Annotated in this window: 23 protein-coding genes; 13 read left to right on the top strand and 10 right to left on the bottom strand. The window is 67.3% G+C overall.

Annotated elements, in window-relative coordinates:
• The 5 genes from ACM14_RS15515 to ACM14_RS15535 all read left to right on the top strand — a co-directional run.
• On the top strand, positions 1–336 hold a 336-nt coding region (locus ACM14_RS15515), incomplete at its 5' end, for a TOBE domain-containing protein (RefSeq protein ID WP_139093438.1).
• Entirely contained in the window at positions 333–1,868 is a 1,536-nt protein-coding gene (locus tag ACM14_RS15520; RefSeq protein WP_065346633.1) for a GMC family oxidoreductase, read from the top strand. The genes ACM14_RS15515 and ACM14_RS15520, both read left to right, overlap by 4 nt.
• Positions 1,865–2,650 (top strand): 3-ketoacyl-ACP reductase, encoded by a 786-nt coding sequence (locus tag ACM14_RS15525; protein ID WP_065346634.1) that lies wholly within the window; start codon positions 1,865–1,867, stop codon positions 2,648–2,650. Before ACM14_RS15520 ends, ACM14_RS15525 begins: the two co-directional genes overlap by 4 nt.
• A gap of 11 nt (positions 2,651–2,661) precedes the next feature.
• The gene (locus ACM14_RS15530; protein ID WP_065346676.1) at positions 2,662–4,275 is read left to right on the top strand and encodes a GMC family oxidoreductase; all 1,614 of its coding nucleotides are present in this window, start codon (positions 2,662–2,664) and stop codon (positions 4,273–4,275) included.
• A 14-nt stretch (positions 4,276–4,289) separates the two neighbouring features.
• Positions 4,290–5,471, top strand: a complete 1,182-nt coding sequence (locus tag ACM14_RS15535; protein ID WP_065346635.1) for a dihydrodipicolinate synthase family protein — start codon at positions 4,290–4,292, stop codon at positions 5,469–5,471.
• Positions 5,472–5,548: 77 nt separating this feature from the next.
• On the opposite strand, the gene argC is transcribed toward ACM14_RS15535, so the two are convergent.
• Positions 5,549–6,517 carry an N-acetyl-gamma-glutamyl-phosphate reductase gene (argC, locus tag ACM14_RS15540; RefSeq protein ID WP_061287978.1) on the bottom strand — a complete coding sequence of 323 codons (969 nt, stop codon included), beginning with the start codon at positions 6,515–6,517 and terminating at the stop codon, positions 5,549–5,551.
• 119 nt (positions 6,518–6,636) lie between these two features.
• On the opposite strand from argC, the gene ACM14_RS15545 reads away from it, so the two are divergent.
• From ACM14_RS15545 to ACM14_RS15555, 3 genes are all read left to right on the top strand, one after another.
• Positions 6,637–7,521, top strand: a complete 885-nt coding sequence (locus ACM14_RS15545; protein ID WP_065346636.1) for a LysR family transcriptional regulator — start codon at positions 6,637–6,639, stop codon at positions 7,519–7,521.
• 320 nt (positions 7,522–7,841) lie between these two features.
• Positions 7,842–8,768, top strand: a complete 927-nt coding sequence (locus tag ACM14_RS15550) for an NAD-dependent epimerase/dehydratase family protein (protein WP_065346637.1) — start codon at positions 7,842–7,844, stop codon at positions 8,766–8,768.
• Positions 8,765–9,460 carry a type 1 glutamine amidotransferase domain-containing protein gene (locus tag ACM14_RS15555; RefSeq protein ID WP_065346638.1) on the top strand — a complete coding sequence of 232 codons (696 nt, stop codon included), beginning with the start codon at positions 8,765–8,767 and terminating at the stop codon, positions 9,458–9,460. The genes ACM14_RS15550 and ACM14_RS15555 overlap by 4 nt, the downstream gene beginning before the upstream one ends.
• 25 nt (positions 9,461–9,485) lie before the next feature.
• Here the strand turns inward: ACM14_RS15555 and ACM14_RS15560 are convergent, their stop codons facing one another.
• The 3 genes from ACM14_RS15560 to ACM14_RS15575 all read right to left on the bottom strand — a co-directional run bounded on the left by ACM14_RS15560 (position 9,486) and on the right by ACM14_RS15575 (position 11,267).
• A complete protein-coding gene (locus ACM14_RS15560; protein WP_065346639.1) occupies positions 9,486–9,980 on the bottom strand; it encodes a MerR family transcriptional regulator in 495 nt (164 codons plus the stop codon).
• Positions 9,981–10,371: 391 nt separating this feature from the next.
• Positions 10,372–10,779, bottom strand: a complete 408-nt coding sequence (locus ACM14_RS15570) for a VOC family protein (RefSeq protein WP_065346641.1) — start codon at positions 10,777–10,779, stop codon at positions 10,372–10,374.
• A complete protein-coding gene (locus tag ACM14_RS15575) occupies positions 10,776–11,267 on the bottom strand; it encodes a helix-turn-helix domain-containing protein (RefSeq protein WP_043821580.1) in 492 nt (163 codons plus the stop codon). Before ACM14_RS15575 ends, ACM14_RS15570 begins: the two co-directional genes overlap by 4 nt.
• Before the next feature lie 136 nt (positions 11,268–11,403).
• On the opposite strand from ACM14_RS15575, the gene ACM14_RS15580 reads away from it, so the two are divergent.
• Positions 11,404–11,895, top strand: a complete 492-nt coding sequence (locus tag ACM14_RS15580) for a hypothetical protein (protein ID WP_013801982.1) — start codon at positions 11,404–11,406, stop codon at positions 11,893–11,895.
• Between the two features lie 86 nt (positions 11,896–11,981).
• Here ACM14_RS15580 and ACM14_RS15585 read toward each other — a convergent pair whose 3' ends face one another.
• The 5 genes from ACM14_RS15585 to ACM14_RS15600 form a co-directional block, all read right to left on the bottom strand.
• On the bottom strand, positions 11,982–12,590 hold the full coding sequence (locus ACM14_RS15585) for a DUF4337 domain-containing protein (protein WP_012206105.1): 609 nt from the start codon (positions 12,588–12,590) through the stop codon (positions 11,982–11,984).
• Positions 12,591–12,690: 100 nt separating this feature from the next.
• On the bottom strand, positions 12,691–12,870 hold the full coding sequence (locus ACM14_RS30740; protein WP_013801983.1) for a DUF2256 domain-containing protein: 180 nt from the start codon (positions 12,868–12,870) through the stop codon (positions 12,691–12,693).
• Between the two features lie 20 nt (positions 12,871–12,890).
• Positions 12,891–13,961: an NAD(P)/FAD-dependent oxidoreductase gene (locus ACM14_RS15590; protein ID WP_065346642.1), complete on the bottom strand. Its 1,071-nt coding sequence runs from the start codon at positions 13,959–13,961 to the stop codon at positions 12,891–12,893.
• A complete protein-coding gene (locus ACM14_RS15595) occupies positions 13,958–14,590 on the bottom strand; it encodes a lipocalin family protein (RefSeq protein ID WP_043821577.1) in 633 nt (210 codons plus the stop codon). Before ACM14_RS15595 ends, ACM14_RS15590 begins: the two co-directional genes overlap by 4 nt.
• On the bottom strand, positions 14,551–15,534 hold the full coding sequence (locus ACM14_RS15600; RefSeq protein WP_065346643.1) for a MerR family transcriptional regulator: 984 nt from the start codon (positions 15,532–15,534) through the stop codon (positions 14,551–14,553). Before ACM14_RS15600 ends, ACM14_RS15595 begins: the two co-directional genes overlap by 40 nt.
• A 258-nt stretch (positions 15,535–15,792) precedes the next feature.
• On the opposite strand from ACM14_RS15600, the gene ACM14_RS15605 reads away from it, so the two are divergent.
• Positions 15,793–17,367: a methyl-accepting chemotaxis protein gene (locus ACM14_RS15605; RefSeq protein WP_065346644.1), complete on the top strand. Its 1,575-nt coding sequence runs from the start codon at positions 15,793–15,795 to the stop codon at positions 17,365–17,367.
• 85 nt (positions 17,368–17,452) lie between these two features.
• Here ACM14_RS15605 and ACM14_RS15610 read toward each other — a convergent pair whose 3' ends face one another.
• Positions 17,453–17,830 carry a hypothetical protein gene (locus ACM14_RS15610; RefSeq protein ID WP_065346645.1) on the bottom strand — a complete coding sequence of 126 codons (378 nt, stop codon included), beginning with the start codon at positions 17,828–17,830 and terminating at the stop codon, positions 17,453–17,455.
• A gap of 549 nt (positions 17,831–18,379) precedes the next feature.
• Here ACM14_RS15610 and ACM14_RS15615 point away from each other — a divergent pair.
• From ACM14_RS15615 to ACM14_RS15625, 3 genes are read left to right on the top strand one after another with little or no spacing between them, the layout of a single operon-like run.
• A complete protein-coding gene (locus ACM14_RS15615; RefSeq protein ID WP_043821572.1) occupies positions 18,380–19,687 on the top strand; it encodes a dicarboxylate/amino acid:cation symporter in 1,308 nt (435 codons plus the stop codon).
• Positions 19,688–19,733: 46 nt separating this feature from the next.
• Positions 19,734–21,614, top strand: coding sequence for an ATP-binding protein (locus tag ACM14_RS15620; protein WP_034394780.1), 1,881 nt, complete (start codon positions 19,734–19,736; stop codon positions 21,612–21,614).
• Complete coding sequence (locus tag ACM14_RS15625) at positions 21,611–22,957, top strand: sigma-54 dependent transcriptional regulator (RefSeq protein WP_043821568.1); 1,347 nt, start codon at positions 21,611–21,613, stop codon at positions 22,955–22,957. Before ACM14_RS15620 ends, ACM14_RS15625 begins: the two co-directional genes overlap by 4 nt.
• The last annotated feature ends 1 nt before the right edge of the window (position 22,958 follow it).

Here is a 22,958-nt window from a genome sequence, read left to right on the forward strand (position 1 = left end):
GGAATGGGCCAGGATCTGCCCCTGCCGCAGCCGCTGGCCACCGCGCTGCAGGGCCATGCGGGCCGCGAAGTCATTGCCGGCATACGTGCCGAGGCCGTGGGCCTGATGCCCGAAGGCGTGCCGGCCGCCCCCGGCCAGGGCCTGGCCGAGGCCCGCGTCGAACTGCTGGAGCCCACCGGATCGGACACGCTGGCCCTGCTGAAGCTCGGTGGCCATGCGTTCACCGCGCGGCTGCCGCCCGATGCGCTGTTGCGCGCCGGGGACAGGGCACGCCTGCTGATCGACCTGTCTCGGCTGGTCTGCTTCGATGCCGCCACCCAGGCGCTGATCGCATGACCGCCATGGCGCACAACGGGCTGGACTGCGATGTGCTCATCATCGGCTCGGGCGTGGGCGGCTCGGCCGTGGCCCTGCAACTGGCGGACAGCGGTGCGAGCGTATGGGTGCTGGAGCGCGGCCCGGTGCTGCCGCGCGAGGCGCAGAACTGGGACATCGAGGCCGTCTTCGCCGAAAGACGCTACCAGACCGACGAGGTCTGGTACGCCAGCGGGCGGGCGTTTCGGCCCGGCATGTTCTATTTCGTGGGCGGGCACACCAAGTTCTACGGCACGGCCATGCTGCGCTTTCGGCAGCGCGATTTCGAGGCGGTGGAGCATGAGGAGGGCATCTCGCCCGCCTGGCCGCTGCGCTATGCCGATCTCGAACCCTGGTATGCCCTGGCCGAGCAACTGTTCGGCGTGCGCGGCCAGGGCGGCGCCGACCCCACGGAGCCGCCGCGCAGCACGGCCTATGCCCATCCCCCGGTGCCGCACGAGCCGCTGCTTTCGCGCATCGAGCAGCGCTTGCGTGCCCAGGGCCTGCGGCCGTTTCCCATGCCCTGCGCCATCGACCTGGGACCGGGCGGGCACTGCCGGCGCTGCGCCAATTGCGACGCCGTGCCCTGCATGGTGGGGGCCAAGGGCGATGCCGAAACCTGCCTGCTGCGGCCTGCGCTGGCGCACCGCAATGTGCGGCTGCACACCGGCGTGCACGTTCAGCGCCTGCTCACCGATGCGGGCGGGCGGCGCGTCGTCGCGGCGGAGGTGGTGGAGGGCGGCGTGGCGCGCCGCATCACGGCGGGGCTGTTCGTGCTCAGTGCCGGCGCCATCAACTCGGCGGCCCTGCTGCTGCGCTCGGCCAATGCGTGGCATCCGCGCGGCCTGGCCAATGGCAGCGACGTGGTGGGCCGCCACTACATGACGCACAACACCACGGCCCTGATGGCATGGCACCCGTTCAGGCGCAACCGCACGCGCTTTCCCAAGACGCTGGCGCTGCACGACTTCTATTTTGGCGACGGCGCGGGCGGCCCGCCGCTGGGCAGCCTGCAACTGCTGGGAAAGATCCGCGAGCCCATGCTGCGTGCCGCCCTGCCGGGCACCCCGAGGTGGCTGCGCAGCGCGCTGGCCGAGCGCAGTGTGGACTGGTACGCGCAAAGCGAGGACCTGCCCCACCCCAGCAGCCGCGTCACGCTGCGCGCAGACGGAGCCATCGAGCTGCACTGGCACCGCACCAACCTGCGCGCCCACCAGCGTTGGGTGGCGCGCTGCGCCCAGATACTGCGCGGCACCGGCTACCCGCTGGTGCTGTCGCGCGGCTTCGGCACCGAGGTGGTGTCGCACCAGTGCGGAACGGTGCGCCTTGGGAGTGATCCGGCCACCTCGGCGCTGGACCCGCAGTGCAAGGCCTGGGAGCTGGACAACCTGTATGTGGTCGATGCGGGATTCTTCCCTTCCTCGGCCGCCGTCAACCCCGCGCTGACCGTGGCTGCCCAGGCCCTGCGCGTGGGCAGTCACCTGCGTCACCACCTTCAGGAGCTGATGCCATGAATCCGCAATCGACGGCACTGCGCCCCGTGGCCCTGGTCACCGGCGGCAGCCAGGGCATAGGCGCCGCCATTGCGCTGCAACTGGCGCACGACGGCTTTGACGTGGCCATCACCACGCTGCAGGACGACGGCGCCAGTGACGGCGCCAGCGTCGCGCAGATCCAGGCCTGCGGCGCGCGTGCGCTGCGTGTGCGCGGCGACCTGGCCGACGTGCACGACCACGCTCGTGTACTCGATGCGGTCTGCGCCTGGGGCGGTGTGCCGTCCTGCCTGGTCAACAACGCAGGCATGGGATCGCCGCGCCGCGGCGATCTGCTGGACATCCGCGCCGAGGACTTCGACCTGGTGATGGCCACCAACCTGCGCGGCAGCTTCTTTTTCACGCAGGCCGTGGCGCAGCGCATGCTGGCTGCGCCTTCGGGCGCTGCGCGGTCCATCGTCACCGTGTCCTCGGTCAGCGGCGAGATGGCGTCGGTGGAGCGCGGCGAGTACTGCCTGTCCAAGGCCGGCCTGGGCATGCTGACGCGCCTGTTCGCGCTGCGCCTGGCGGCGCACGGCATTGGCGTGTTCGAGCTGCGCCCCGGCATCGTCCGCACGGCCATGACGGCGGGTGCTGCCGATCGGTACGACGGCCTGATCGCTGCGGGCCTTGTGCCCATGGGCCGCTGGGGCCGGCCCGAGGACGTGGCGCAGGCCGCCAGCGCGCTGGCAAGCGGCAGGCTGGCGTTTGCGACGGGGTCGGTGCTGCATGTGGATGGCGCGCTCTCCATCGCGCGGCTGTGAGGAGGATGACCATGGACAGCTATGACTACATCATCACGGGCGCGGGCTCGGCGGGCTGCGTGCTGGCCAACCGGCTGAGCGCCGACCCCTCGGTGCGCGTGCTGCTGCTGGAGGCCGGGGGCTGGGACTCGCATCTTCTGTACCACTGGCCTGCGGGCTTTGCGCGCATGACCCGGGGCCGGGGCTCCTGGGGATGGCAGACCGTGCCGCAGCGGCATCTGAACCAGCGCGTGCTGCGCTACACGCAGGCCAAGGTCATCGGTGGCGGCTCGACCATCAACGCCCAGCTGTACACGCGCGGCGCGCCGGCAGACTATGACGACTGGGAGCGCCTGGGCGGCGCCACGGGCTGGTCCTGGCGCGACGTGCTGCCGTACTTCAAGCGTTCGGAGAACAACCAGCGCTTTGCCAACGAGTACCACGGCTACGGCGGCCCGCTGGGCGTGTCCTGCCCCGTCAGCCCGCTGCCCATCTGCGAGGCCTTCTTCCAGGCCGGCCAGGAAATGGGCATGCCCTTCAACCCCGACTTCAACGGTGCCGCGCAGCAGGGCCTGGGCTACTACCAGCTCACGCAGTGGAATGCGCGCCGTGCGTCGGCGGCCACCGGCTTCATCGATCCGGTGCGCATGCGCCGCCCCAATCTGACCGTCCAGCTGCAGACCCAGGCGCTGCGCGTGCTGGTGCAGGGCCGGCGCGCGGTTGGCGTGGAGGCGGTCTCGGGCACCAGCCGCACGCCTTTCAGCGTGCACGCCAGCCGCGAAGTCATCGTCTGCTCGGGCGCCATAGGCTCGCCCAGGCTGCTGATGCACTCCGGCATAGGCCCTGCCGACCATCTGCGCAGCGTGGGGCTGGCGCCTGTGCATGATCTCCCTGGTGTCGGCTCCAACCTGCAGGACCACCTGGACCTGTTCGTGATCGCCGAATGCACGGGCGACCACACCTACGACAAATACCAGCGCCCCTGGCACGCGGCCTGGGCGGGCCTGCAGTACCTGCTGCTCAAGAAAGGGCCGGCCGCCTCCAGCCTCTTCGAGACCGGGGGCTTCTGGTATGCCGACCCCGATGCGCTCGCGCGCTCGCCCGACATCCAGTTCCATCTGGGGCTGGGCTCGGGCATAGAAGCCGGGATGACCGGGCTGGAGAACGCGGGCGTGACGCTGAACACGGCCTACCTGCGCCCCCGCTCGCGTGGCACGGTCCGGCTCGCGGATGCAGACCCGGCGTCGGCGCCCTTGATCGATCCCAACTACTGGGCAGACCCCCATGACCGGGCCATGTCCATCAAGGGCCTGCGCCTTGCGCGCAAGCTGCTGGGCCAGCCAGCGCTGCGGCGCTACGTGCACGGCGAGGTATTGCCGGGCGGACATCGGGACAGCGATGCCGAGCTGTCTGACTACGCCTGCGCCCATGCCAAGACCGACCACCATCCCGTGGGCACCTGCCGCATGGGCCCCGAGCACGACCCGGACAGCGTGGTGACGCCGCAACTGCAGCTCATCGGCATGGAGGGGCTGCGCGTGGCCGATGCGTCCGTGATGCCCTTCATCCCCTCGTGCAACACCAACGCTCCCACCATCATGGTGGCCGAGAAGGCTGCCGACCACATCCTCGGCCGACTGGCTTGAGGCAGGAGACCCCCATGCAGATCCTCCTTCCCCGAAGCGACGGCCGTCTCGTGCCACTGGCCATGAAGGCCAGTCCCATCGCTCCCGCGGGCCCGGCCCCTGCCTTCAACCGCAGCGTCTACGCAGCGGCCCATGTGGTGATCGACCCGTTGGCCGCCACGCATCCCTGGGATGGACCGCCTGCCATCGATTGGGAGGCGACGCTGGCCTTCCGCGAGCATCTGTACCGCCTGGGCTTCAAGGTCGCCGAAGCCATGGACACGGCCCAGCGCGGCATGGGCCTGGACTGGCCATCGGCACGCGAACTCATCCAGCGCAGCGCGCGCCATGCGCGGGCAGTGGGCGGCCAGCTGGCCTGCGGCGCGGGCACCGACCAGCTGGCGGTGCAACCCGGGGTCACGCTGGCACAGGTCGAGGCGGCCTACCGCGAGCAGATGGACGTGGTGCAGGCCGAAGGCTGCCCCGTGGTCCTCATGGCCAGCCGCGCCCTGGTCCAGGCCGCGCGCGGCCCGCAGGACTATCTGCAACTCTATGACCGGCTGCTGGACGCTGCCGACCAGCCCGTGGTGCTGCACTGGCTGGGCGAGATGTTCGACCCTGCGCTGCGCGGCTACTGGGGCAGTACGGACCTGGCGCAGGCCCTTGATACCGTCGCCGCGCTGATCGCAGCGAAGGCGCCAAAGGTCGAAGGCATCAAGGTATCGCTGCTCGATGCGCAATGGGAGAGGGCGCTGCGCCGCAGGCTGCCTGCGGGCGTGAAGATGTACACGGGTGACGATTTCCACTACGCCGAACTCATGGCCGGCGATGGGACGGCAGCCGGTGAGGGCGGCCACTCCCACGGCCTGCTGGGCATCTTCGACCCCATCGCCCCGGTGGCGGCCGTGGCGCTGGCCGAACTGGCCCAGGGCCGCAGCGGACGCTTCCGGGAACTGCTGGATCCCACGGTGGCGCTGTCGCGCGAGATTTTTTGCGCGCCCACGCGGCATTACAAGGCAGGCATCGTGTTCCTGGCCTGGCTCAATGGCCACCAGAAGCACTTCTCCATGGCCGGCGGAATGCAGTCTGCACGCGGGGCCGTGCACTTTGCCAAGGTGTTCGAGCTGGCCGATGCCTGCGGTGCGCTGGCCGACCCGGAGCGGGCCAGCGCGCGCATGAAAAGCTATCTGTCGGTGGCCTGTGGCGTCGAGGCTTGAAGCAGGATTGCCCGGATCTTGCCCGTCTTCCCCAGGCCGGCAGCTCACACCGCACTCACTCCACGCTCACGCCAGGCTCACACCACGCTCAGGGATTCATCGCATCCTGGCTGCAGCATCGGCTGCAGCCCGAGCATCAGATCAAGGTTCTGCACCGCCGCGCCGGCGGCGCCCTTGCCCAGGTTGTCGAACACGGCGGTCAGCAGCACCTGCTGCTCCTGCGGCTGTCCGAACACCGCGAGCCGCATCCGGTTGCTGCCATTGAGCGCGCGCGGGTCGAGCCGCTGCGCATCGGCGTCCTCCTCCAGGGGTTGCAGCTCGATGCAGGGCTGGCCCTGGTACCGCGCCTGCAGCGCAGCGTGCAGGCTGCGGGCGGTCACACCAGCGGGCAGCAGCCGCAGATGCAGGGCGATGGTCAGCACGATGCCTTGCCGGTAGTGGCCATAGGCCGGCACGAACACCGGCGCATGGGCCAGGCCGGCATGCTGCTGGATCTCGGGCACGTGCTTGTGGTGCAGTCCCAGGCCATAGACCTGCAGGGGCACGGCAGTCGCGGCGGCAGCGCCCTCATGGTCCAGCAGTCCTGCGCGGCCCCGTCCCGAGTAGCCCGATACCGCGTGAATGGCCAGCGGGTAGTCGGGGGGCAGCAGGCCAGCGTCGATCAAGGGCCTGAGCAGTGCCAGCGCACCTGTCGGATAGCAGCCGGGATTGCTGACGCGCCGGGCATGGGCGATGCGTTCAGCCTGGCCTGCCTCCAGTTCCGGCAGGCCATAGACCCAGCCCGGCGCGGTGCGATGCGCAGAACTCGCATCGATCACGCGCACGCCGGGCCGGCGCACCAGCGCCACGGCCTCGCGCGCAGCCTCGTCCGGCAGGCACAGCAAGGCGATGTCGCAGTCGTTGAGCGCCTCGGCACGGTGCGCCGTGCTTTTGCGCTGGTCGGCCGGCAGTTGCAGCAGGCGCAGGTCGGTCCGATCCGCCAGCCATTCGCGCACCTGCAGGCCGGTGGTGCCTTGGTCGCCATCGATGAAAACAAGAGAGGTCATGGGTTGCTCCGATTGGGTGTGGAGCGCATGGTGCAGCGACTGCCGCATGCAGGCCAGTTGAATCTGACAAACTACAGATTCATGATTCCTGAATTGCTGGCAACCTGGGGCACCGCACCATGCGCGAAATCAATCTGGACCGTCTGCGCACCCTGCTGACGGTGGCCGACCTGGGCTCATTCGCTGCCGCCGCCAAGGTGCTGCACCTGGCGCCGCCCACGGTGACGCTGCATGTGGCGCAGCTCGAAGAGCGTCTGGGAACTCGTCTATTGCACCGCGCACCGGCCGGCGTCACCGCCACATCGGCGGGCAGCCTGCTGATAGACAAGGCGCGCCAGCTCCTGGCCGAGGCTGACGATCTCCTGCAGACCGTGCAGCGCCAGATCGCCACGCGCGGGGGCCGCGTGCGCCTGGGCGCCTCCACCGGCGCACTTGCGCACCTCTTGCCCCAGGCTCTGGAAACCCTGGCGGCCCGGCATCCCGAGATCGACGTGCAAGTGGCGGTGATGACCAGCGAGGAGGCCCTGGCGCGCCTGGCTGCCGGCAGCCTGGACATCGGCATCGTTGCCTTGCCGCAGCCCGTGCTGCGCGGGCTGCAGGTGCAGGCCTGGCGCCAGGACCCCGTGCTCGCCTTCATCCCGGCCGCCTGGAAGCCGCCGCGACACATCACGCCCGCGTGGCTTGCGGCCCGTCCGCTGATCGCCAACGACCGTGGAACCCGGCTGTCACGCCAGACTGCCGAATGGTTTGCCGCAGGCGGCGCCCGGCCGCAGGCACGGATCGAGCTGAACTACAACGACGCAATGAAGAGCCTGGTGGCGGCGGGCTACGGCGCCGCGCTGCTGCCCCACGAGGCCGGCGCACCGCAGCCTGACCCCCGCATCACCACGCGGCCCCTGCGGCCAGCACTGTCAAGGGCGTTGGGCATCGCGCACCGCAAAAGGCCGGATGACGACGCGACGTCGGTGACGATTGAGGTTTTGATGGGGATGCGGGGGCGTTGACTTTGCTGATTGATGCCTGCTTGACAGCAGGAATCAATAGAGCCGGTGAGCGGACCGGAATAAATCTCGGCTTCATCCCGGTCCGGTTCGGTGCCTTGTTGATGCGATGGCACCATCACCGGTTTGACACTACGCTGGAATAAAACGCCTGTCGCGTCAACATTTGTGCCGGAGCGACCAAAGAGTCCACCCGCTGAGCGAGCCGGCGGGTTTGTCTTCGACCTGATATCAGGGATCTGTAGTTTGCCGCTTGACCTTCAACTCAAGTTGAAGCTTAAGCTCCATATCCTCTCATCACACAAGATGCTGCAAGGATCGATATGCAAACCATTTTGGGCGCCAATGGCCAGATCGCTGTGGAGCTGGCGCGCGAGCTCCACCGCAACTACACGCAGAACCTGCGCCTGGTCAGCCGCAAGCCGCGCAAGGTGAACGATACGGACGAGCTGGTGTCCGCCGACCTGATGAATCCCGCGCAAACCCTGGAGGCCGTGCGTGGCAGCGAGGTTGTGTACTTCACCGCTGGCCTGCCACCAGACACCGAGTTATGGGAGCGGCAATTTCCTGCCATGCTGCTCAACGCACTCGATGCCACGCGGGCAGCGGGGGCCAAATTTGTCTATTTCGACAACACCTACATGTACCCGCAAACCGCGCAGCGGCAGACCGAGGAAACCGCATTTGCCCCGGTGGGCCGCAAGGGGCGCGTGCGCGCCTTGATGGTCGAGATGGTGCTGGCCGAGATGCAGCGCGGAGATATCCCCGTCGCCATTGCCCGCGCGCCAGAGTTCTACGGCCCCGGCAAAACCCAAAGCATCACCAATACCCTGGTGATCGGCCCGCTCAAGGCGGGCCAGAAGGCCAAAGTGCCGGTCCGTGACGACAAGCTGCGCACCCTGATCTGGACGCCCGATGCAAGCCGCGCCATGGCTGCCATTGGCAATGCGCAAGATGCGTATGGCCAGACCTGGCATCTGCCTTGCTGGGACGAGCGGCTGACCTATCAGGCCTTTGTGAACCTGGCGGCTGCAACCTTTGGGGTTGAGCCGCGCTACAAGGTACTGAGCCACCTGGCCATGGTGGTTGCTGGCTGGGTCTCCAAGCCTGTGCGCGAACTGCGTGAACTGCTGCCACGCTACGCACACGACAATGTGTTTGATTCGTCCAAGTTCAAGCGCCGCTTTCCCGACTTTGCTGTCACCAGCTACGCACAGGGCCTCAAGCAAATCGCGCAGGAGTCTTCATGAGTACGCCACGTGTCTTGCATGTCGTCACCAATGTCGCTCATTACGACGACCCTGCGCACGCCACAGGGCTGTGGCTGTCGGAGCTGACCCATGCCTGGGATGTGTTTGCTGCGCAAGGGTACCCGCAGCAACTGGTGAGCCCGCTGGGTGGCGCCGTACCACTGGAGCCGCGCGCACTCCAATGGCCGCTCTTCGATGCTTCGGCCAAAGCCTGGCTCGATGATCCCGCGCGCATGGCCCTGCTGGCGAACACTGCAGCACCTGCCGATATCGATGCGAACGATTTCGATGCCATCTACTTCACTGGAGGGCATGCGGTAATGTGGGATTTTCCCGATAGTGCGGGGCTGCAGCGCATCACACGCAGCATCTGGGAGCAAGGTGGCATCGTTGCATCGGTTTGCCACGGCTACTGCGGCCTGCTCAATACGCAGCTCAGCGACGGCTCTTTGCTGGTCGCGGGCAAACGGGTCACGGGTTTTTCATGGACGGAAGAAATCCTGGCCGGAGTGGCCCGGTCCATGCCCTACAACGCCGAGCAGGAAATGAAGATGCGCGGTGCGCGCTATCAAAAAGCCTTGCTGCCTTTTATCTCGTATGTGGTGGCCGATGGCCGCCTCATCACCGGGCAAAACCCGGGGTCGGCCAAAGCGACTGCAAAGCAGGTGGTGCAGGCTTTGGCAAGGCGCTAGGGCCGCGTTCCAAACTGGCGCAGGCCTATGCCACGCTTGCCCGCTTCTTGTGTCCTGTGCGCATGAGCTTGCCCATTTTTTCTTCGGCCGCTGCTTCAGAGGCCAGGGATTCGGATTGCTGGGCCAGTACATGGGAGAGCACGCGGCGTGCGTTGTCGTGGCAATCCATGTTGTCTGGCCGCGCTTCAATATCGGTCAACAAAGCCTGCAACTGCTTTTTGCTGGTTTGCAGCTTTTTCTCCATGGCCTTGATATCGGCAATTTTTTGGCGCAGCGCGCCCACGACGGCCTCATGGTCCCAGCCTTGCAGGCCGGGCGGCAAGAGTGCACGAATTTCATCCAGGCTGAAGCCCACGCCTTGCGCCATCGCAATCAGCTCCAGCATCTGCACCATCTCAGGCGGATAGCTGCGGTAGCCATTCGCGCCACGCTCAGCCGCTTGCAGCAGGCCGCTTTGCTCATAAAAACGAATGCGTGATGTGGACAGGCCTGTGCGTTTGCTCAGTTCACCAATGTTCATGCGCAACCTTCGACAAGGGCTCCTTGACCTTCAACAAGGCTTGAAGCTTATCGTACTCGCAAGCCCTTCGTTGCGGCGGCAATTTGCGGCGAGCGCGACGCGCCCTTGTCGAAGAATGCGTGCTGGCGGCCATTCAAGGGCCAAGACACCTACCTCGCATCGCCTGGCTTCCTTGTTCCACTGCGTCGCATGCAGGCGTACGGCAGCACGAAGAGGTACAGACCGCTCAACAGCAAGAGAAAGAGCGGGGGCAGCGGCGAGTAGCTGACCCAGGAGGGAGGTTCCCTCTGCGCCCGGACAATGAAGTTGGCGATGACTGTGACCGTGAAGGCGACGGACAGCCAGCGGTGGATCTGCCGGATCCGGTGGTTCCAGTTCAAGGCGGCCTCCCTTAGCGGCGCGCCTGGATCATCTTCCACCCGTTCCCCGACGGATCGCGGAAGCCTGCGTCCACGGTGCCGTACCGTGCCACGGGTTCCTGCGTGAATTCCACTCCGCTTGCGAGCATTCGGTCGTAGGCCGCGCGGCAGTCATCCACGGTCAGTACGAGGGGCGGCATGGCGCCTTTGGCCACAATCGCGCGCACTGCCTGCGCCGTTGCTGCGTCGAGCACGGGAGGGCCGGGTGTGAACAGGCCGAGCTGGAACGACGGCTGTTCCGGGTGCTGCACCGTGAGCCAGCGATAGTCGCCGTTTGCCACGTCCGTGTGGACGCGGAACCCGAGTTTGTCGACATAGAACGCGAGTGCTTCGTCTTGATCGCGCACATACAAACCAACCACTTCAACGCCTCGAATCATGGGATCTCCTGTTGTTCGGGTTCGTTTGTATCGCTTGTTGCCCGGCGTCGCTTCTCCGAAACTGCGGTCGTGAGGTCGGGGCGGTGCGCGGCGCTGACAATGCAGGCGGGCACGCGGCCCAGCTCGTGCATCGTCGCCCGGGCGCGCACCCGGACTGCGCTGGGACTGTCGCCTGTGATATCGCGGAAGGTGCGCCCGAAGGTGCCCAGGCTTGCCCAGCCTGTATCAAAGGCGATGTCGGTAATGGCCAGATCGGTTTCGCGCAGCAGCGTCATTGCCCGCTCGATGCGCCGCGTGAGCAAGTACCGGTGCGGCGGACTGCCGAAGGCCTGCTTGAACGACCGGGCGAAGTGCGCTTCGGACACGCCACTGACCTGCGCCAGTCGCCCGACAGGCCAGGCCTCGTGCGATGCGGCGTCAATGCTGTCCTTCGCGCGCAGCAGCCGGCGCAACAGTTCAGGATCCTGGTGTGCAAGGTCGTTGTTCATGCCGTCTCCGGTGCCATCGGGAAGCATTTTCGTCTCTTGGGAGTCCACGGTTTGGGAATAGACCCCTGCGCGCGAACTGTATGGATGGACAGTAGAATTTCGGGCTCGATAGTTTCCACAAGGGAAGGGTCTGGACATGTCCGCAGAACTCGAACAAGAAGTCGTCTCAATCTTCGAAGACCGCCTTTGGCATCACAACGGCTGGGAGGCCCGCGTCATCAAGAATGAAGACGACGATGGCTGGGCCGTTGCCATGACCCAGGACGGCCAGGTGGAGCCAAGCCTGGTCGGCCCGTGGACCATGGGCCGCGACAAGAAAAATCCCAAGCCGCTGGACGTTTCCGCCTTCAACACGCTGGTGAAGACGGCGCACGAGGTGATGCGCCGGCATGAGCAGCATCTGGCAGCGCAGTTGCACAAGGATGTGCAGATCATGGTGGGCGGGTCACGCGTGACCGTCTCTCTGGATATCGAGCCCGATGAAGACAATCCCAGCGCCACGCTCACCGCCACTGCCGCCGACGGCAGCGAGCTGGCCAAGGTGGGAGTCAGGCCGGACCATCAGCTCACCCGGACGTCTGCGCAAGCCTGGGCAGAGGCAGGCTACCCCCGTCCCAGCGAGGACTGAGCCGCGGGCAAGGCCGGGGAATCAGGGGGCTGTTTCACAGCGGCCTTCCAAGGCGGATATGCGGCTTTGCGGCTTTGCCACACGCTCTAGATGTGCAGCATGGCCAGCCCGCCCACGCCAAGGCCTAGCGCTGCCACGCCGAGCATGGCGTATTCCAGCCATTTCTTCTTGGTCAGCAGCGCGATGGCTGCAAGGGCAATGGCGACCTGCAGCGCGGTGGTGGCCTGCGCCCAGCGGTGATGCAGGTGCATCTGCATCTCGGACTTCTCGTCCCATTGCCGGGCCTCGGCTTCCAGGCGGTCGGCATCGCGCTTGATGTCGTCCTTTTCCTTTTCGTAGCGCTCCACCTTGGCCTGGTAGGCCGCCCGCCTGTCCTCCGTGGTCGCCAGATCACGCGCGAACTCGGACAGCGATTGCTTGGTGCTCTTGGCCTGGAAGAAGGCCCACTGGTTGGCCGCTTCGGTCTTCTTGATGGCTGCGTCGTTCTTGTACAGCCCGGCATTGGCCTGGGTGGCGCCGCCCATGTACGCGAAGATGGCGCCCACCGTGGCGATGACTGCCGTGCACATGGCGATCTGGTTGGTCAGGCTGCCGCCGCCGATGCCATGGTGGGCGGTTTGGCCATGCTCGCCCTGGGCAGCATGTTCGAGTTCGTGATCGTGTGGGCCGTGGACGTGAAAGCCGCCGGAAGACATAGGTGCCAATTCCTTGATGCAATGGGGTGGCGCATTATGGGGCCGGCCTGGCGGCAATCCAGGGCTCCCAGGATGTGCGGGCGCATGGCCCGCTTGGAGGTCAGCGCCTTGGCTGACGGCCTGCAGATGGGGGAGTGGGATCAGGCGGCAGTCGCGCGGTGCGGCAGCGCTGCGAGCAGTATTTGACCTCGTCCCAATCACGTGCCCATTTTTTGCGCCATGTGAACGCAAGACCGCAGCACGCACACAGCTTGGAGGGCAGGTGGGGCTTCTTGTGCATGGCGCGGGCGTTCCTGCAGTTCAGCGCGTCAGCGTGGCCAGGGCGCGCCGGGCCAGCGCCCGTCCGCTGAGCCAGGCGCCTTCGACCCCTGCGCCGCACATCCAGTCGCCGCACAGGCCCAGGCCCGCAGGCGCGTCCCACCAGCAGCGGTTGACCAGGTGCGGCGCCGGCAGCGCATAGCGCCAGCGGTGGGCAGTGACGCGCAGGCCGCCTGGCAGAGAGCCGGTCAGAGAGCCGGGCAGTGGGCCGGCCAGAGCCTCGAATACCTGCAGCAGTTGCCGGGCCACGGATTCGGCGTCCGACTCGATGTGATCCTGGCTCCATCGTGCACTGGCATGCAGCACCCAGGTCTGAGGTCCTTGCGGCACTTGCGGCCCCTGTCGCCCTGGCTTGGCGCTGTCGCGTGCCACCCAGCACAGCGGGCCATCCGTGATTTCTGCCGCATCCCAGTCCAGCGGCAGGGGGGCGTCGGTGCGCAGCATGGCCACCCAGCAAGGCTGCATGCGCGCGCTGGCAGCCAGTGCCGCCGCATAGGGCGAGACCGGCTCCAGCAAGGCTGCCGCCTGCGGTGCAGGCACTGCCAAAACCAGGGCGCAGTATTCCGATCCGATCTGCCCGTGTTCGGCACAGTGCACAGTCCAGCAGGCAGATTCGTACTGCAACTGCTGAACCGTGGCTTGCAGGTGCAGCCGTGCGCCATGCCCCTGTTGTGCAAGCCGCTGGACAAGAAACGCTGCGGGAGAGGTCATGCGCGGCACGCCCACCCAGCGGTCGGGGCCTGCCTCTGCTGGCACCACGTCTGTGCCCTGCAGGCGCACTGCGCGCGGACGCCAGGCGGCGACAACGCCGTGCTGCTCCCACTGGCGCACCTCCTGCACAAACTCCGGGTCCTGGGCCGCAAACGATGGAGCGCCGTGATCGCACTGCCACGCACCCTGCGGATCCTGCGCGCGCCGCGTGCTCATGCGCCCGGATGGGCCTCGGCTTTTCTCGAAGATATCCACGCGGCAGCCAGCCTCGGCCAGCAGCTGTGCACATGCCAAACCCGCCATTCCCGCGCCGATCACCGCGACGGGGGGCGCGCCGTTCACAAGGCCTCCTGGCTGTGCGCTTCCTGGTGCCGCTCATGGCTGACCCAGATCAGCGCGCCGGTATCGACGCCCAGTTCCGCGGCCTTGGCGACGATGGATTGCAGCGTCTGCGGGGGCAGTTTGGGCTCCCTGGCCAGTATCCAGCAGTACTGCGTGTCCGGCCCGAGGACCAGCGCCCAGCGGTAGTCAGGGTCCAGGGCGGCCACATGGTAGCCGCCGTAGAACGGGCCGAAGAAGGAGACCTTGAGCGAAGCCGTGTCCGGCTTGCCCGTGAACAAGGCCTTGCCGACGGCGCGCTGCCACTGGCCCCGGGGCACGGAAAACCCCCGGTTCACCACCTTCACGCTGCCGTCTGCCTGCGGCGTGTACTCGGCGGTCACATCGGTCATGCCCCGCTCGAAACCATGGTCCAGCCGTGCCAGTTCGTACCACAGGCCCTGGTAGCGCTGCAGATCGAACGGTGAGACGGGCGTGACCGAGCCGGGCGGGCGCATGCTGGCGCAACCGCTGGCCAGCAGGCCGGCGCCAAGGGCCGCTGCCAGCAGGGTGCGCCGCCTGGCGGTGAAGACGGGGCGGGGGGCGGGAAAGTTCATGCGTATGTCCTTGATGTTCTTGTCGTCTGCCGCCATCGGGCGACCAGCGGTTGCAGATCCGTGAGATGGCGCACCGGCGTCATGCCCGCGACCGGGCTGGAATAAAGCGCCGGGCATGCTCCACCGGCCCACAACTCGATGGCCGGCGGCAGGTGGCTGCGCAGCTCGCCCAGGCAAGCCTGCGCCATCGCTCCGTTGTGTGCGCTGCTGAAGCTCAGCCCCACGATGTCGGCGCGATGCGCCCGCGCGGCCTGTGCCACGTCGCCGATGGGCGTCTGGGTGCCCAGCGATACGCAGTTGCAGCCTTCCAGGGCCAGCAGGGCTTCGACCATGAGCAGTCCCAGTCCATGCATCTCCTGCGGCAGCGTGGTCAGCAACACCTTGGGCGCGGGCGGCGGGGAAGGAGGGGCGAGCGAGGCGATCGCCTGCCTCAAGACGCCGGTGAGCACCTCGGTGTACAGGTGCTCTTCAAACACTTCAAAACGCCCCTGTGCCCAGAAATCGCCGACCGCCGTGGTCAGCGGGGCCACGAGCGTGGTCACGAAACCGGCCAGGCCCATGCGCGACTGGGCCAGGCTCAGGCAATGCCTGAGCTGGGCGGGATCATGGGCGGCAATGGCGTTGAGCATGGGGGCGAAGCGGTCAGAGTCCGCTGCATTCTCTGAATTTGTCCTGGACAAATCCTTGCCCGGCGAGGTGTCGGTGCGGGCCAGCAGCGCCTGCAGGCCGTCCAGATCCACGCCCATCAGCTTGCTGGGGCGCAGCCCCGTATCCATGAGCCGCCGGATCAGGGTCAGTTGTCGAACCTGGTCCGCCGGGTAGCGGCGATCGCCTGCCGAATCCCGTTCAGGCCTTGGAAAGCCGTAGCGTCTTTCCCAGACACGCAGGGTGTCCTTGGCAAGTCCGGTCTCGCGTTCGACGGCCGAGATGGGCAGCCCGGGGCCAGGCGCCAAAGGCAGGGGGTCAGAAAGTGGCGTCATTGATCTGAAGGGAACAAAACGTCCGGTCATGGCCGGGATGTTTTGAGGGATTTTGCGAATTGTCTAGGACAAAAATATGTTTTGTCCAATATATTACATAGAGAAACAAAGCGCAGGCCCGCTGGCCGCCACCCGGCAGCCGCTGGCGCGAGTGCTTTGTAGATCCCGGCCAGGAGATGAGTGCCCAGGCGCAGGCGAGGCTTCACACCATGATCGCCGCGCCCTTGTGCAGTCTTTCCGGCCACGCAGTTCGTACCGATGATCATCATGAATTTGTCCAACTGGCCACTGGCCCGCCGTCTCGCAGCTGCCTTCGCATGCGTCATCGCCATTTTTCTTCTTGTCATCGCGCTGGCCGTGAGCAGCCAGTCCCGGCTCAAGGAGGCCCAGCAATGGAACGAGCACACCTTCAAGGTGATGTCCCAAGGACAGCGCATGCTCACGGGCATGGTCAACATGGAGACGGCCTCGCGGGGCTATCTCCTGTCGGGTGACTCCCGTTTTCTTGCCCCGTGGGATGAAGGACTCAAGGAGTTCGAGGCCTCCTGGCAGGAGGCCGTACGCCTGACCGAGGACAACCCCGCCCAGCAGCGCCGGCTCGACGGAATCCGGCTGCGCCACCGTGAATTCGTGCAGGCGGTGCAGCCGCTGCAGGCGCTGCGGCGGCAAGTCCAGGACGGCACGGCGACGGTCGAGGATCTGGTCCGCGAGTTCTCTCTGGGGCGCGAGAAGGCGGCCATGGATGGGCTGCGCGCACTGCAGGCGGACCTGGTGCGAGAGGAGGAGCAGCTCATGGCCGAGCGCCTGACGCGCACCGAGTCGCTGGCGGCAATGACGCTGGCGTTCGAGCTGGGGGGTGCGCTGGTGGCCGTCGTGCTGGCCGCCTTGCTGGGGACCTGGGTCACGCGCTCCATCACGGGCCCCATCGGCCGGGCCATCCAGGTGGCACGCGCGGTGGCATGCGGGGATCTGACGCAGCGGGTGGAGGCCACCACCCACGATGAAGTGGGGATCCTGCTGCGCAGCCTCGGCGAGATGAGTGATGCGCTATCGCAGGTCGTGGCCGTCGTGCGCAGCGGCAGCGAATCCGTGGCAAGTGCAAGCACGCAGATTGCCCAGGGCAACACCGACCTGTCCTCGCGGACCGAGAGCCAGGCCAGCGCGCTTGAACAGACGGCGGCCTCCATGGAGCAGCTCGGAGCCACCGTGACCCAGAATGCTGATGGCGCGGGCAAGGCCAACGCGCTCGCGCAGCGGGCCAGCGGCGTGGCCGGGCAGGCGGGCGAGGTGGTCACCCAGGTCGTGGACACGATGAAGGGCATCAGTGAAAGTTCGCGCCGCATCGCCGACATCATCAACGTCATCGACGGCATCGCGTTCCAGACCAACATCCTGGCGCTGAACGCTGCGGTGGAGGCTGCGCGTGCCGGAGAACAGGGCCGTGGCTTCGCTGTGGTGGCCTCCGAGGTCCGCAGCCTGGCCGGCCGCAGCGCAGCGGCGGCCAAGGAGATCAAGGCCCTGATCTCCGACAGCGTCGAGCGGGTCGAACAGGGCTCTGTGCTGGCCGATCGCGCGGGCGGCACCATGGCTGAAGTGGTGACGAGCATACGCAGCGTCACCGACCTCATGGGCGAGATCAGCGCGGCTTCCGCCGAACAACGCAGCGGCGTGGCACAAGTGGGCGAGGCGGTCATGCAGATGGACCAGGCGACACAGCAAAACGCGGCCCTGGTGGAGGAAATGGCGGCGGCAGCCACGAGCCTGCGCCAGCAGGCGCATGACCTTGTGCAGTCCGTGAGTGTTTTTCGCCTGGGGCCCCAGACGCAGGGTTGAGGCAGGGTTGGCGCTCGGTTGATGCACCGGTGAAGACACGGTGCGGGACCCTGGGAGAGCGGGCCCCTCTACAGGCGCCGGAGCATCAGCTGCTGCTGCCGTCCTGCCCGGGCACCGGCCGGCGTTCAAACAGTTGCGCCATGGCTTTGGCGGCTGCCTCGGCCGCTTCGGCGCGGCGCATCTCGGCCGCGTCTTCAAACCCGCAGCCCATGGCCTGGGCCTCGGTGCCGGCGTAGTCGGCCAGCGTCTCGGCGCTGTCGCGGATGCTTTGCAGGGCGCGGGCCACCACATCCATGTGGCGATGGCCCTTGGGCGTCTCCAGCCATGCCAGGGCGAGTTGGGCGATGGAGGAAATCTCTGCACAGCCTTGCTGCACAAGATGGTCCACCTGGGTGAGGGCATTGGACAGCTGCCGCGTGGTGTGGCTGTCCTTGGCGGTGGTGGGTTGGGTGGTGGGGTTCATGCCTTGGCCCTCCGTGTGGAAGGGGCGGCGCCAAGAGAGGGCGCGCAGGCGAGTGCGAGGAAAACGGTGTTCATGCTTGATGCTCCATTGCAAAGCGAATTCACTGGCCTTTGCGATTGCATTGATCCGTGAATTGCATTGACAGACCTCGCTTTCGAAGAGGTTGTGCCGCTGTGTGATGGAGGTGTTTTGAAGCACCGGCCCCGTGACATGGGGCCGGTGCGGATGATAGCGCCGGCCGGGAGGGTCGGAGGCGGCAGGCCCGGCCATCCGGTTTTCCGAACGATGCAGGCGTTCCATCGTTCGGATTTCCGTGCCACCTTATGCATAAAAGTAAGGTCGATATAGGCGAATCAAGCAGTTAGCGCGGGGTGCAGGTGCCGGATGCGGCTGGCACGGTCTGTGCACTGTCAGGCGCAGGCCACGTGCATCGTGGTTGTGTATGCAGGGAGACAAGCCCGTCTTCGCTGTGGCATCCGGCCCGTGGCCGGCAGCCGTGGTGGCCGGGCTCGCTTGCAAGACCGAAATACGTCCAACGAAAAAATCCGCATGAAATTCAACCGCTTGACCACCATGGTGCTCGTGGCCATGGTCCTCGGCGTGCTGGTGGGCTATGCCTGCAACAGCTACGCACCCACGCCCGAGGCCGCCAAGGAAATCGCCAGCTACTTCGGCATCCTCACCGATGTCTTCCTGCGCATGATCAAGATGATCATCGCGCCCCTGGTGTTCGCCACCCTGGTGTCGGGCCTGGCCAACATGGGCGACGCCAAGGCCGTGGGCCGCATTGGCGGCCGCGCGCTGGGCTGGTTCATCGTGGCCTCGTTCTGCTCGCTGGCCATCGGCCTGATCTATGCGAACGTGCTGCAGCCCGGCCATGGCCTGAGCGTGGCCCTGCCGTCGTCGGCCGAGGGCCTTAACCTCAAGACCTCGGCGCTGAACCTCAAGGACTTCATCGCCCACGTGTTCCCCAAGAACATCTTCGAGGCCATGGCGACCAACGAGGTGCTGCAGATCCTGGTGTTCGCGCTGTTCTTCGGCATTGCGCTGGGCAATCTGCACAACCAGGCCGCGCGCTCCATGGTGGGCCTGATGGACGAAGTGGTCCACATCATGCTCAAGGTCACCGATTACGTGATGCGCTTCGCCCCCGTGGGCGTGTTCGGCGCTGTGGCCGGCACCATCACCATCCATGGCCTGGGCATGCTGTCGGTGTTCGGCAAGTTCATGCTGTGCTTCTACCTGGCCCTGGCCACGCTGTGGGTGCTGCTGATCGTGGCCGGCTACTGCGTGCTGGGCCGTGACATCTTCCGCCTGCTGAACCTGATCCGAGGCCCGCTGCTGGTGGGCTTTTCCACGGCCAGCAGCGAATCGACCTATCCCAAGCTGATGGAACAACTGGAGAAGTTCGGCATCAAGCCGCGCATCATCGGCTTCGTGCTGCCGCTGGGCTACTCGTTCAACCTGGACGGCTCGATGGTCTACACCACCTTCCTGGCCATCTTCATCGCCCAGGCCTACGGCATCGACATGACGCTGACGGCCCAGATCACCATGCTGCTGGTGCTGATGGTCTCCAGCAAAGGCATTGCCGGCGTGCCGCGCGCTTCGCTGGTGGTGGTGGCCGCCGTGCTGCCCATGTTCGGCCTGCCCGAGGCGGGCATCCTGCTGATCCTGGGCATCGACCACTTCCTGGACATGGGCCGCACCCTGACCAATGTGCTGGGCAATGCGATCGCCACGGCCGTGGTGGCCAAGTGGGAAGGCGCCGTCGATCCGACCGCGGCCACGGATGACGACGAGTCCCTGCTGCCCACGGACCATTCCGAGCAAGGGCGGCCCGCTGTCTCGGCCTGAGGCCCAGGCGGCGCTGGGGGGCACTGATAACATCGGTGCCTTCACCATGCCCGCCCGCCGCCCCCTGCGCCAGCTCATCCTGCTTTTGCTGTGGCTTGCCCTGAGCGGGCTGAGCGGCTGGGGTGCGTACCTGCTGGCCCAGCGGCTGGGCATCGCCGATCTGCGTGCCACGGGCATGCACCGGCTGGAGCTGTACGGCGCCAGCCTGCAGCGCGAGATCGGCAAATACGCCTTCCTGCCCGACGTGCTGGCGCTGGAAGGCAATGTACAAAGGCTGCTGGCCGAGCCCGGCGACGAGCAGCTCACCAACCGCGTCAACGCCTACCTGGAGCAACTCAACGACCGCGCGGGCACGCTGACTGCCTACCTGGTCGATGCGCGCGGCCACGTCGTGGCCTCCAGCAACTGGCGGCGCACCGACAGCTACATGGGCGAGGACCTGAGCTTTCGTCCCTACTACCGCACCGCCATGGCCACGGGCAGCGCGCGCTTCTTCGGCATAGGCACCACGCGCGGCGAGCCCGGCTACTACCTGGCCTCCACCCTGGGTGACGACACCCACACGCTGGGCGTGGCCGTGGTCAAGGTCAGCCTGGACCAGCTGGAGCAATCGTGGTCCACGGTGGAGGCGCCCGTGCTGGTGGGGGACGAGAACGGCGTCGTCATCCTGGGCACGGTCTCCGACTGGAAATTCACCACCTTGCGCACACTGGACGAGGGCACGCGCGCCGCCTTCGACCACACGCGCCAGTACAACCGCCGCGCGCTGGAGCCGCTGGGCCTGCAGGTGCTGCGCGACCTGGGCCAGGGCGCGCGCCTGGTGCGCATTGCCCGCCATGGCGAGGAATCGCCAGGCTCGGTCTACCCGGTCAGCGGCCGCTTCCTGGCCCAGTCGCGCCAACTGCCTGGCACGCCCTGGACGATCACCGTGCTCTCGCACCTGGAGCAGGTCGACCAGCTGGCCCAGAGCCGCGCGCTGGCCGCGGCCGTGGGCGCGGCCTTTGTGCTGCTGCTGGCCATGATGGTCAACGAGCGCCGCCGCCACCTGCGCGACCGGCTGGCCGCGCGCGAGGCGCTGCAGGCCGCGCACGACGAGCTCGAGCGCAAGGTGGAGCAGCGCACGGCCGACCTGTCGGCCGCCAACGAGGCGCTGCAGGCCGAGGTGGCCGAGCGCACACACGCCGAGGCCACGCTGCGCGCCGCCCAGGACGAACTGGTGCAGGCCGGCAAGCTGGCCGTGATAGGCCAGCTGTCCACGGGCGTGGCCCATGAACTCAATCAGCCGCTGACGGCGCTGCGCACCCTGGCCGGCAACAGCCAGCGCTTTCTGGAGCGCGGCGATACCGAAACCACGCGCGTGAACCTGGAGCGAATGGCGCAGCTGGCCGACCGCATGGGCCGCATCACCGGCCAGCTGCGCAACTTCGCGCGCAAGTCCAGCGGCGCCAGCCAGGCCGTGCCGCTGGCGCATGCGCTGGACAATGCGCTGGCCGTGCTGGAGTCGCGCGTGGCCGAGACCGGCGCCCGCATCCTGCGCGATGACGGCGTGCCCGAGGCCGTGGCCTGGTGCGACCGCAACCGCATCGAGCAGGTGCTGATCAACCTGATCAACAACTCCCTGGACGCCATGCGCGGCCAGCCCGCGCCCTGCCTGGAGCTGGCCTGCGCCGTGGCCGATGGCCGCGCCCAGGTCACCGTGCGCGACCACGGCCCGGGCCTGAGCGAAGCGGCGCAGGCCCATCTGTTCCAGCCGTTCTTCACCACCAAGGAAGAGGGCGTGGGCCTGGGCCTGGGGCTGGCGCTGTCGGCCGGCATCGTGCGTGAATGCGGCGGCACGCTGACGGGCAGCAACCATCCGGGCGGCGGCGCCGTCTTCACGCTGAGCCTGGCCCTGGCTCCCTCCACACCCTCTGCCGACACACCATGACCGACGCCCTCAAAGTCCTGATCATCGAGGACGACCCCGACATCGTGCTCGGCTGCGAGCAGGCGCTGCAGCTCGAAGGCATCGCCTGCGAAAGCGTGGGCAGCGCCGAGCAGGCGCGCCGGCGCCTGTCGCGCGACTTCGCGGGCATCGTGGTCAGCGACATCCGCCTGCCGCGCATGGACGGCATGGCCTTCCTGCGCGAACTGGTGGCCATGGACCCGGAACTGCCCGTGGTGCTGATCACCGGCCACGGCGACATCTCCATGGCCGTGCAGGCCATGAAGGACGGCGCCCAGGACTTCATCCAGAAACCCTTCGCCCCCGAAACCCTGGTCGGCGCTGTGCGCCGCGCCCTGGAGCGCCGGCGGCTGGTGCTGGAGGTGCGGGCGCTGCGCCAGCAGCTGGACCAGCGCGACAGCCTGGAGCACCGGCTGATAGGCCGCGCGCCCAACATGCGCCAGCTGCGCCAGATGCTCACGGGGCTGGCGCAGAGCGCGGCCGATGTGCTGATCCAGGGCGAGACCGGCACGGGCAAGGAACTGGTGGCGCGCTGCCTGCACGAAGCCAGCGCGCGGCGCGAGGGCAACTTCGTGGCCGTCAACTGCGGCGGCCTGCCCGACACGCTGTTCGACAGCGAAATGTTCGGCAGCGAGGCCGGCGCCTATACCGGCGCGGGCAAGAAGCGCATCGGCAAGCTGGAGCACGCCAGCGGCGGCACGCTGTTCCTGGACGAGATCGAGAGCATGCCCCTGCCCATGCAGATCAAGCTGCTGCGCGTGCTGCAGGAGCGTGTGCTGGAGCGCCTGGGCTCCAACACCCTGATCCCCATCGACTGCCGCGTGATCGCGGCCACCAAGGTGGATCTGCTGGAGTTGAGCCGGCAAGGGCTGTTCCGCGCCGACCTCTACTACCGCCTGAACGTGGCCACCGTCTCGCTGCCGCCCCTGCGCGAGCGGCGCGAGGACGTGCCGCTGCTGTTCGAGCACTTCGCGCTGCAGGGCGCCGCGCGCCACCAGCGGCCCGTGCCCGAGCTGACCACGGCGCGCGTGCAGCAACTGCTGGGCTATGACTGGCCCGGCAACGTGCGCGAGCTGCGCAACGTGGCCGAGCGCACGGTGCTGGGCATCGAGACCGGCTCGCCCCCCTTCGGCCAGCCGGCCGGCACCACCGCGCAGGACGCCGCGCCCCGGCCGCTGTCCGCCGCTGTCGAGGCCTTCGAGCGCGCCCTCATCGCCGACGCCCTGCGCCGCCACGCCGGCAGCCTGGCGCGCACGGCCGAAGCCCTGTCCATGCCCAAGACCACGCTGCACGACAAGATCCGCAAGTACGGGTTGGATGGGTAGG

Origin of the sequence: Delftia sp. JD2 (genome assembly GCF_001682645.1) — a bacterium.
Classification (GTDB): domain Bacteria; phylum Pseudomonadota; class Gammaproteobacteria; order Burkholderiales; family Burkholderiaceae_C; genus Comamonas; species Comamonas acidovorans.

Bases quoted from the DNA above. Each gene is read 5' to 3' on its own strand.
- ACM14_RS15625 (WP_043821568.1), top strand. From the start codon at position 21,611: ATGACCGACGCCCTCAAAGTCCTGATCATCGAGGACGACCCCGACATC.
- ACM14_RS15600 (WP_065346643.1), bottom strand. From the start codon at position 15,534: ATGACGCCACTTTCTGACCCCCTGCCTTTGGCGCCTGGCCCCGGGCTG.
- argC (WP_061287978.1), bottom strand. From the start codon at position 6,517: ATGACCTCTCTTGTTTTCATCGATGGCGACCAAGGCACCACCGGCCTG.
- ACM14_RS15595 (WP_043821577.1), bottom strand. From the start codon at position 14,590: ATGGCGGCAGACGACAAGAACATCAAGGACATACGCATGAACTTTCCC.
- ACM14_RS15545 (WP_065346636.1), top strand. From the start codon at position 6,637: ATGCGCGAAATCAATCTGGACCGTCTGCGCACCCTGCTGACGGTGGCC.
- ACM14_RS15550 (WP_065346637.1), top strand. From the start codon at position 7,842: ATGCAAACCATTTTGGGCGCCAATGGCCAGATCGCTGTGGAGCTGGCG.
- ACM14_RS15575 (WP_043821580.1), bottom strand. From the start codon at position 11,267: ATGAACAACGACCTTGCACACCAGGATCCTGAACTGTTGCGCCGGCTG.
- ACM14_RS15620 (WP_034394780.1), top strand. From the start codon at position 19,734: ATGCCCGCCCGCCGCCCCCTGCGCCAGCTCATCCTGCTTTTGCTGTGG.
- ACM14_RS15605 (WP_065346644.1), top strand. From the start codon at position 15,793: ATGATCATCATGAATTTGTCCAACTGGCCACTGGCCCGCCGTCTCGCA.
- ACM14_RS15560 (WP_065346639.1), bottom strand. From the start codon at position 9,980: ATGAACATTGGTGAACTGAGCAAACGCACAGGCCTGTCCACATCACGC.
- ACM14_RS15525 (WP_065346634.1), top strand. From the start codon at position 1,865: ATGAATCCGCAATCGACGGCACTGCGCCCCGTGGCCCTGGTCACCGGC.
- ACM14_RS30740 (WP_013801983.1), bottom strand. From the start codon at position 12,870: ATGCACAAGAAGCCCCACCTGCCCTCCAAGCTGTGTGCGTGCTGCGGT.
- ACM14_RS15580 (WP_013801982.1), top strand. From the start codon at position 11,404: ATGTCCGCAGAACTCGAACAAGAAGTCGTCTCAATCTTCGAAGACCGC.
- ACM14_RS15530 (WP_065346676.1), top strand. From the start codon at position 2,662: ATGGACAGCTATGACTACATCATCACGGGCGCGGGCTCGGCGGGCTGC.
- ACM14_RS15535 (WP_065346635.1), top strand. From the start codon at position 4,290: ATGCAGATCCTCCTTCCCCGAAGCGACGGCCGTCTCGTGCCACTGGCC.
- ACM14_RS15555 (WP_065346638.1), top strand. From the start codon at position 8,765: ATGAGTACGCCACGTGTCTTGCATGTCGTCACCAATGTCGCTCATTAC.
- ACM14_RS15615 (WP_043821572.1), top strand. From the start codon at position 18,380: ATGAAATTCAACCGCTTGACCACCATGGTGCTCGTGGCCATGGTCCTC.
- ACM14_RS15585 (WP_012206105.1), bottom strand. From the start codon at position 12,590: ATGTCTTCCGGCGGCTTTCACGTCCACGGCCCACACGATCACGAACTC.
- ACM14_RS15570 (WP_065346641.1), bottom strand. From the start codon at position 10,779: ATGATTCGAGGCGTTGAAGTGGTTGGTTTGTATGTGCGCGATCAAGAC.
- ACM14_RS15610 (WP_065346645.1), bottom strand. From the start codon at position 17,830: ATGAACCCCACCACCCAACCCACCACCGCCAAGGACAGCCACACCACG.
- ACM14_RS15520 (WP_065346633.1), top strand. From the start codon at position 333: ATGACCGCCATGGCGCACAACGGGCTGGACTGCGATGTGCTCATCATC.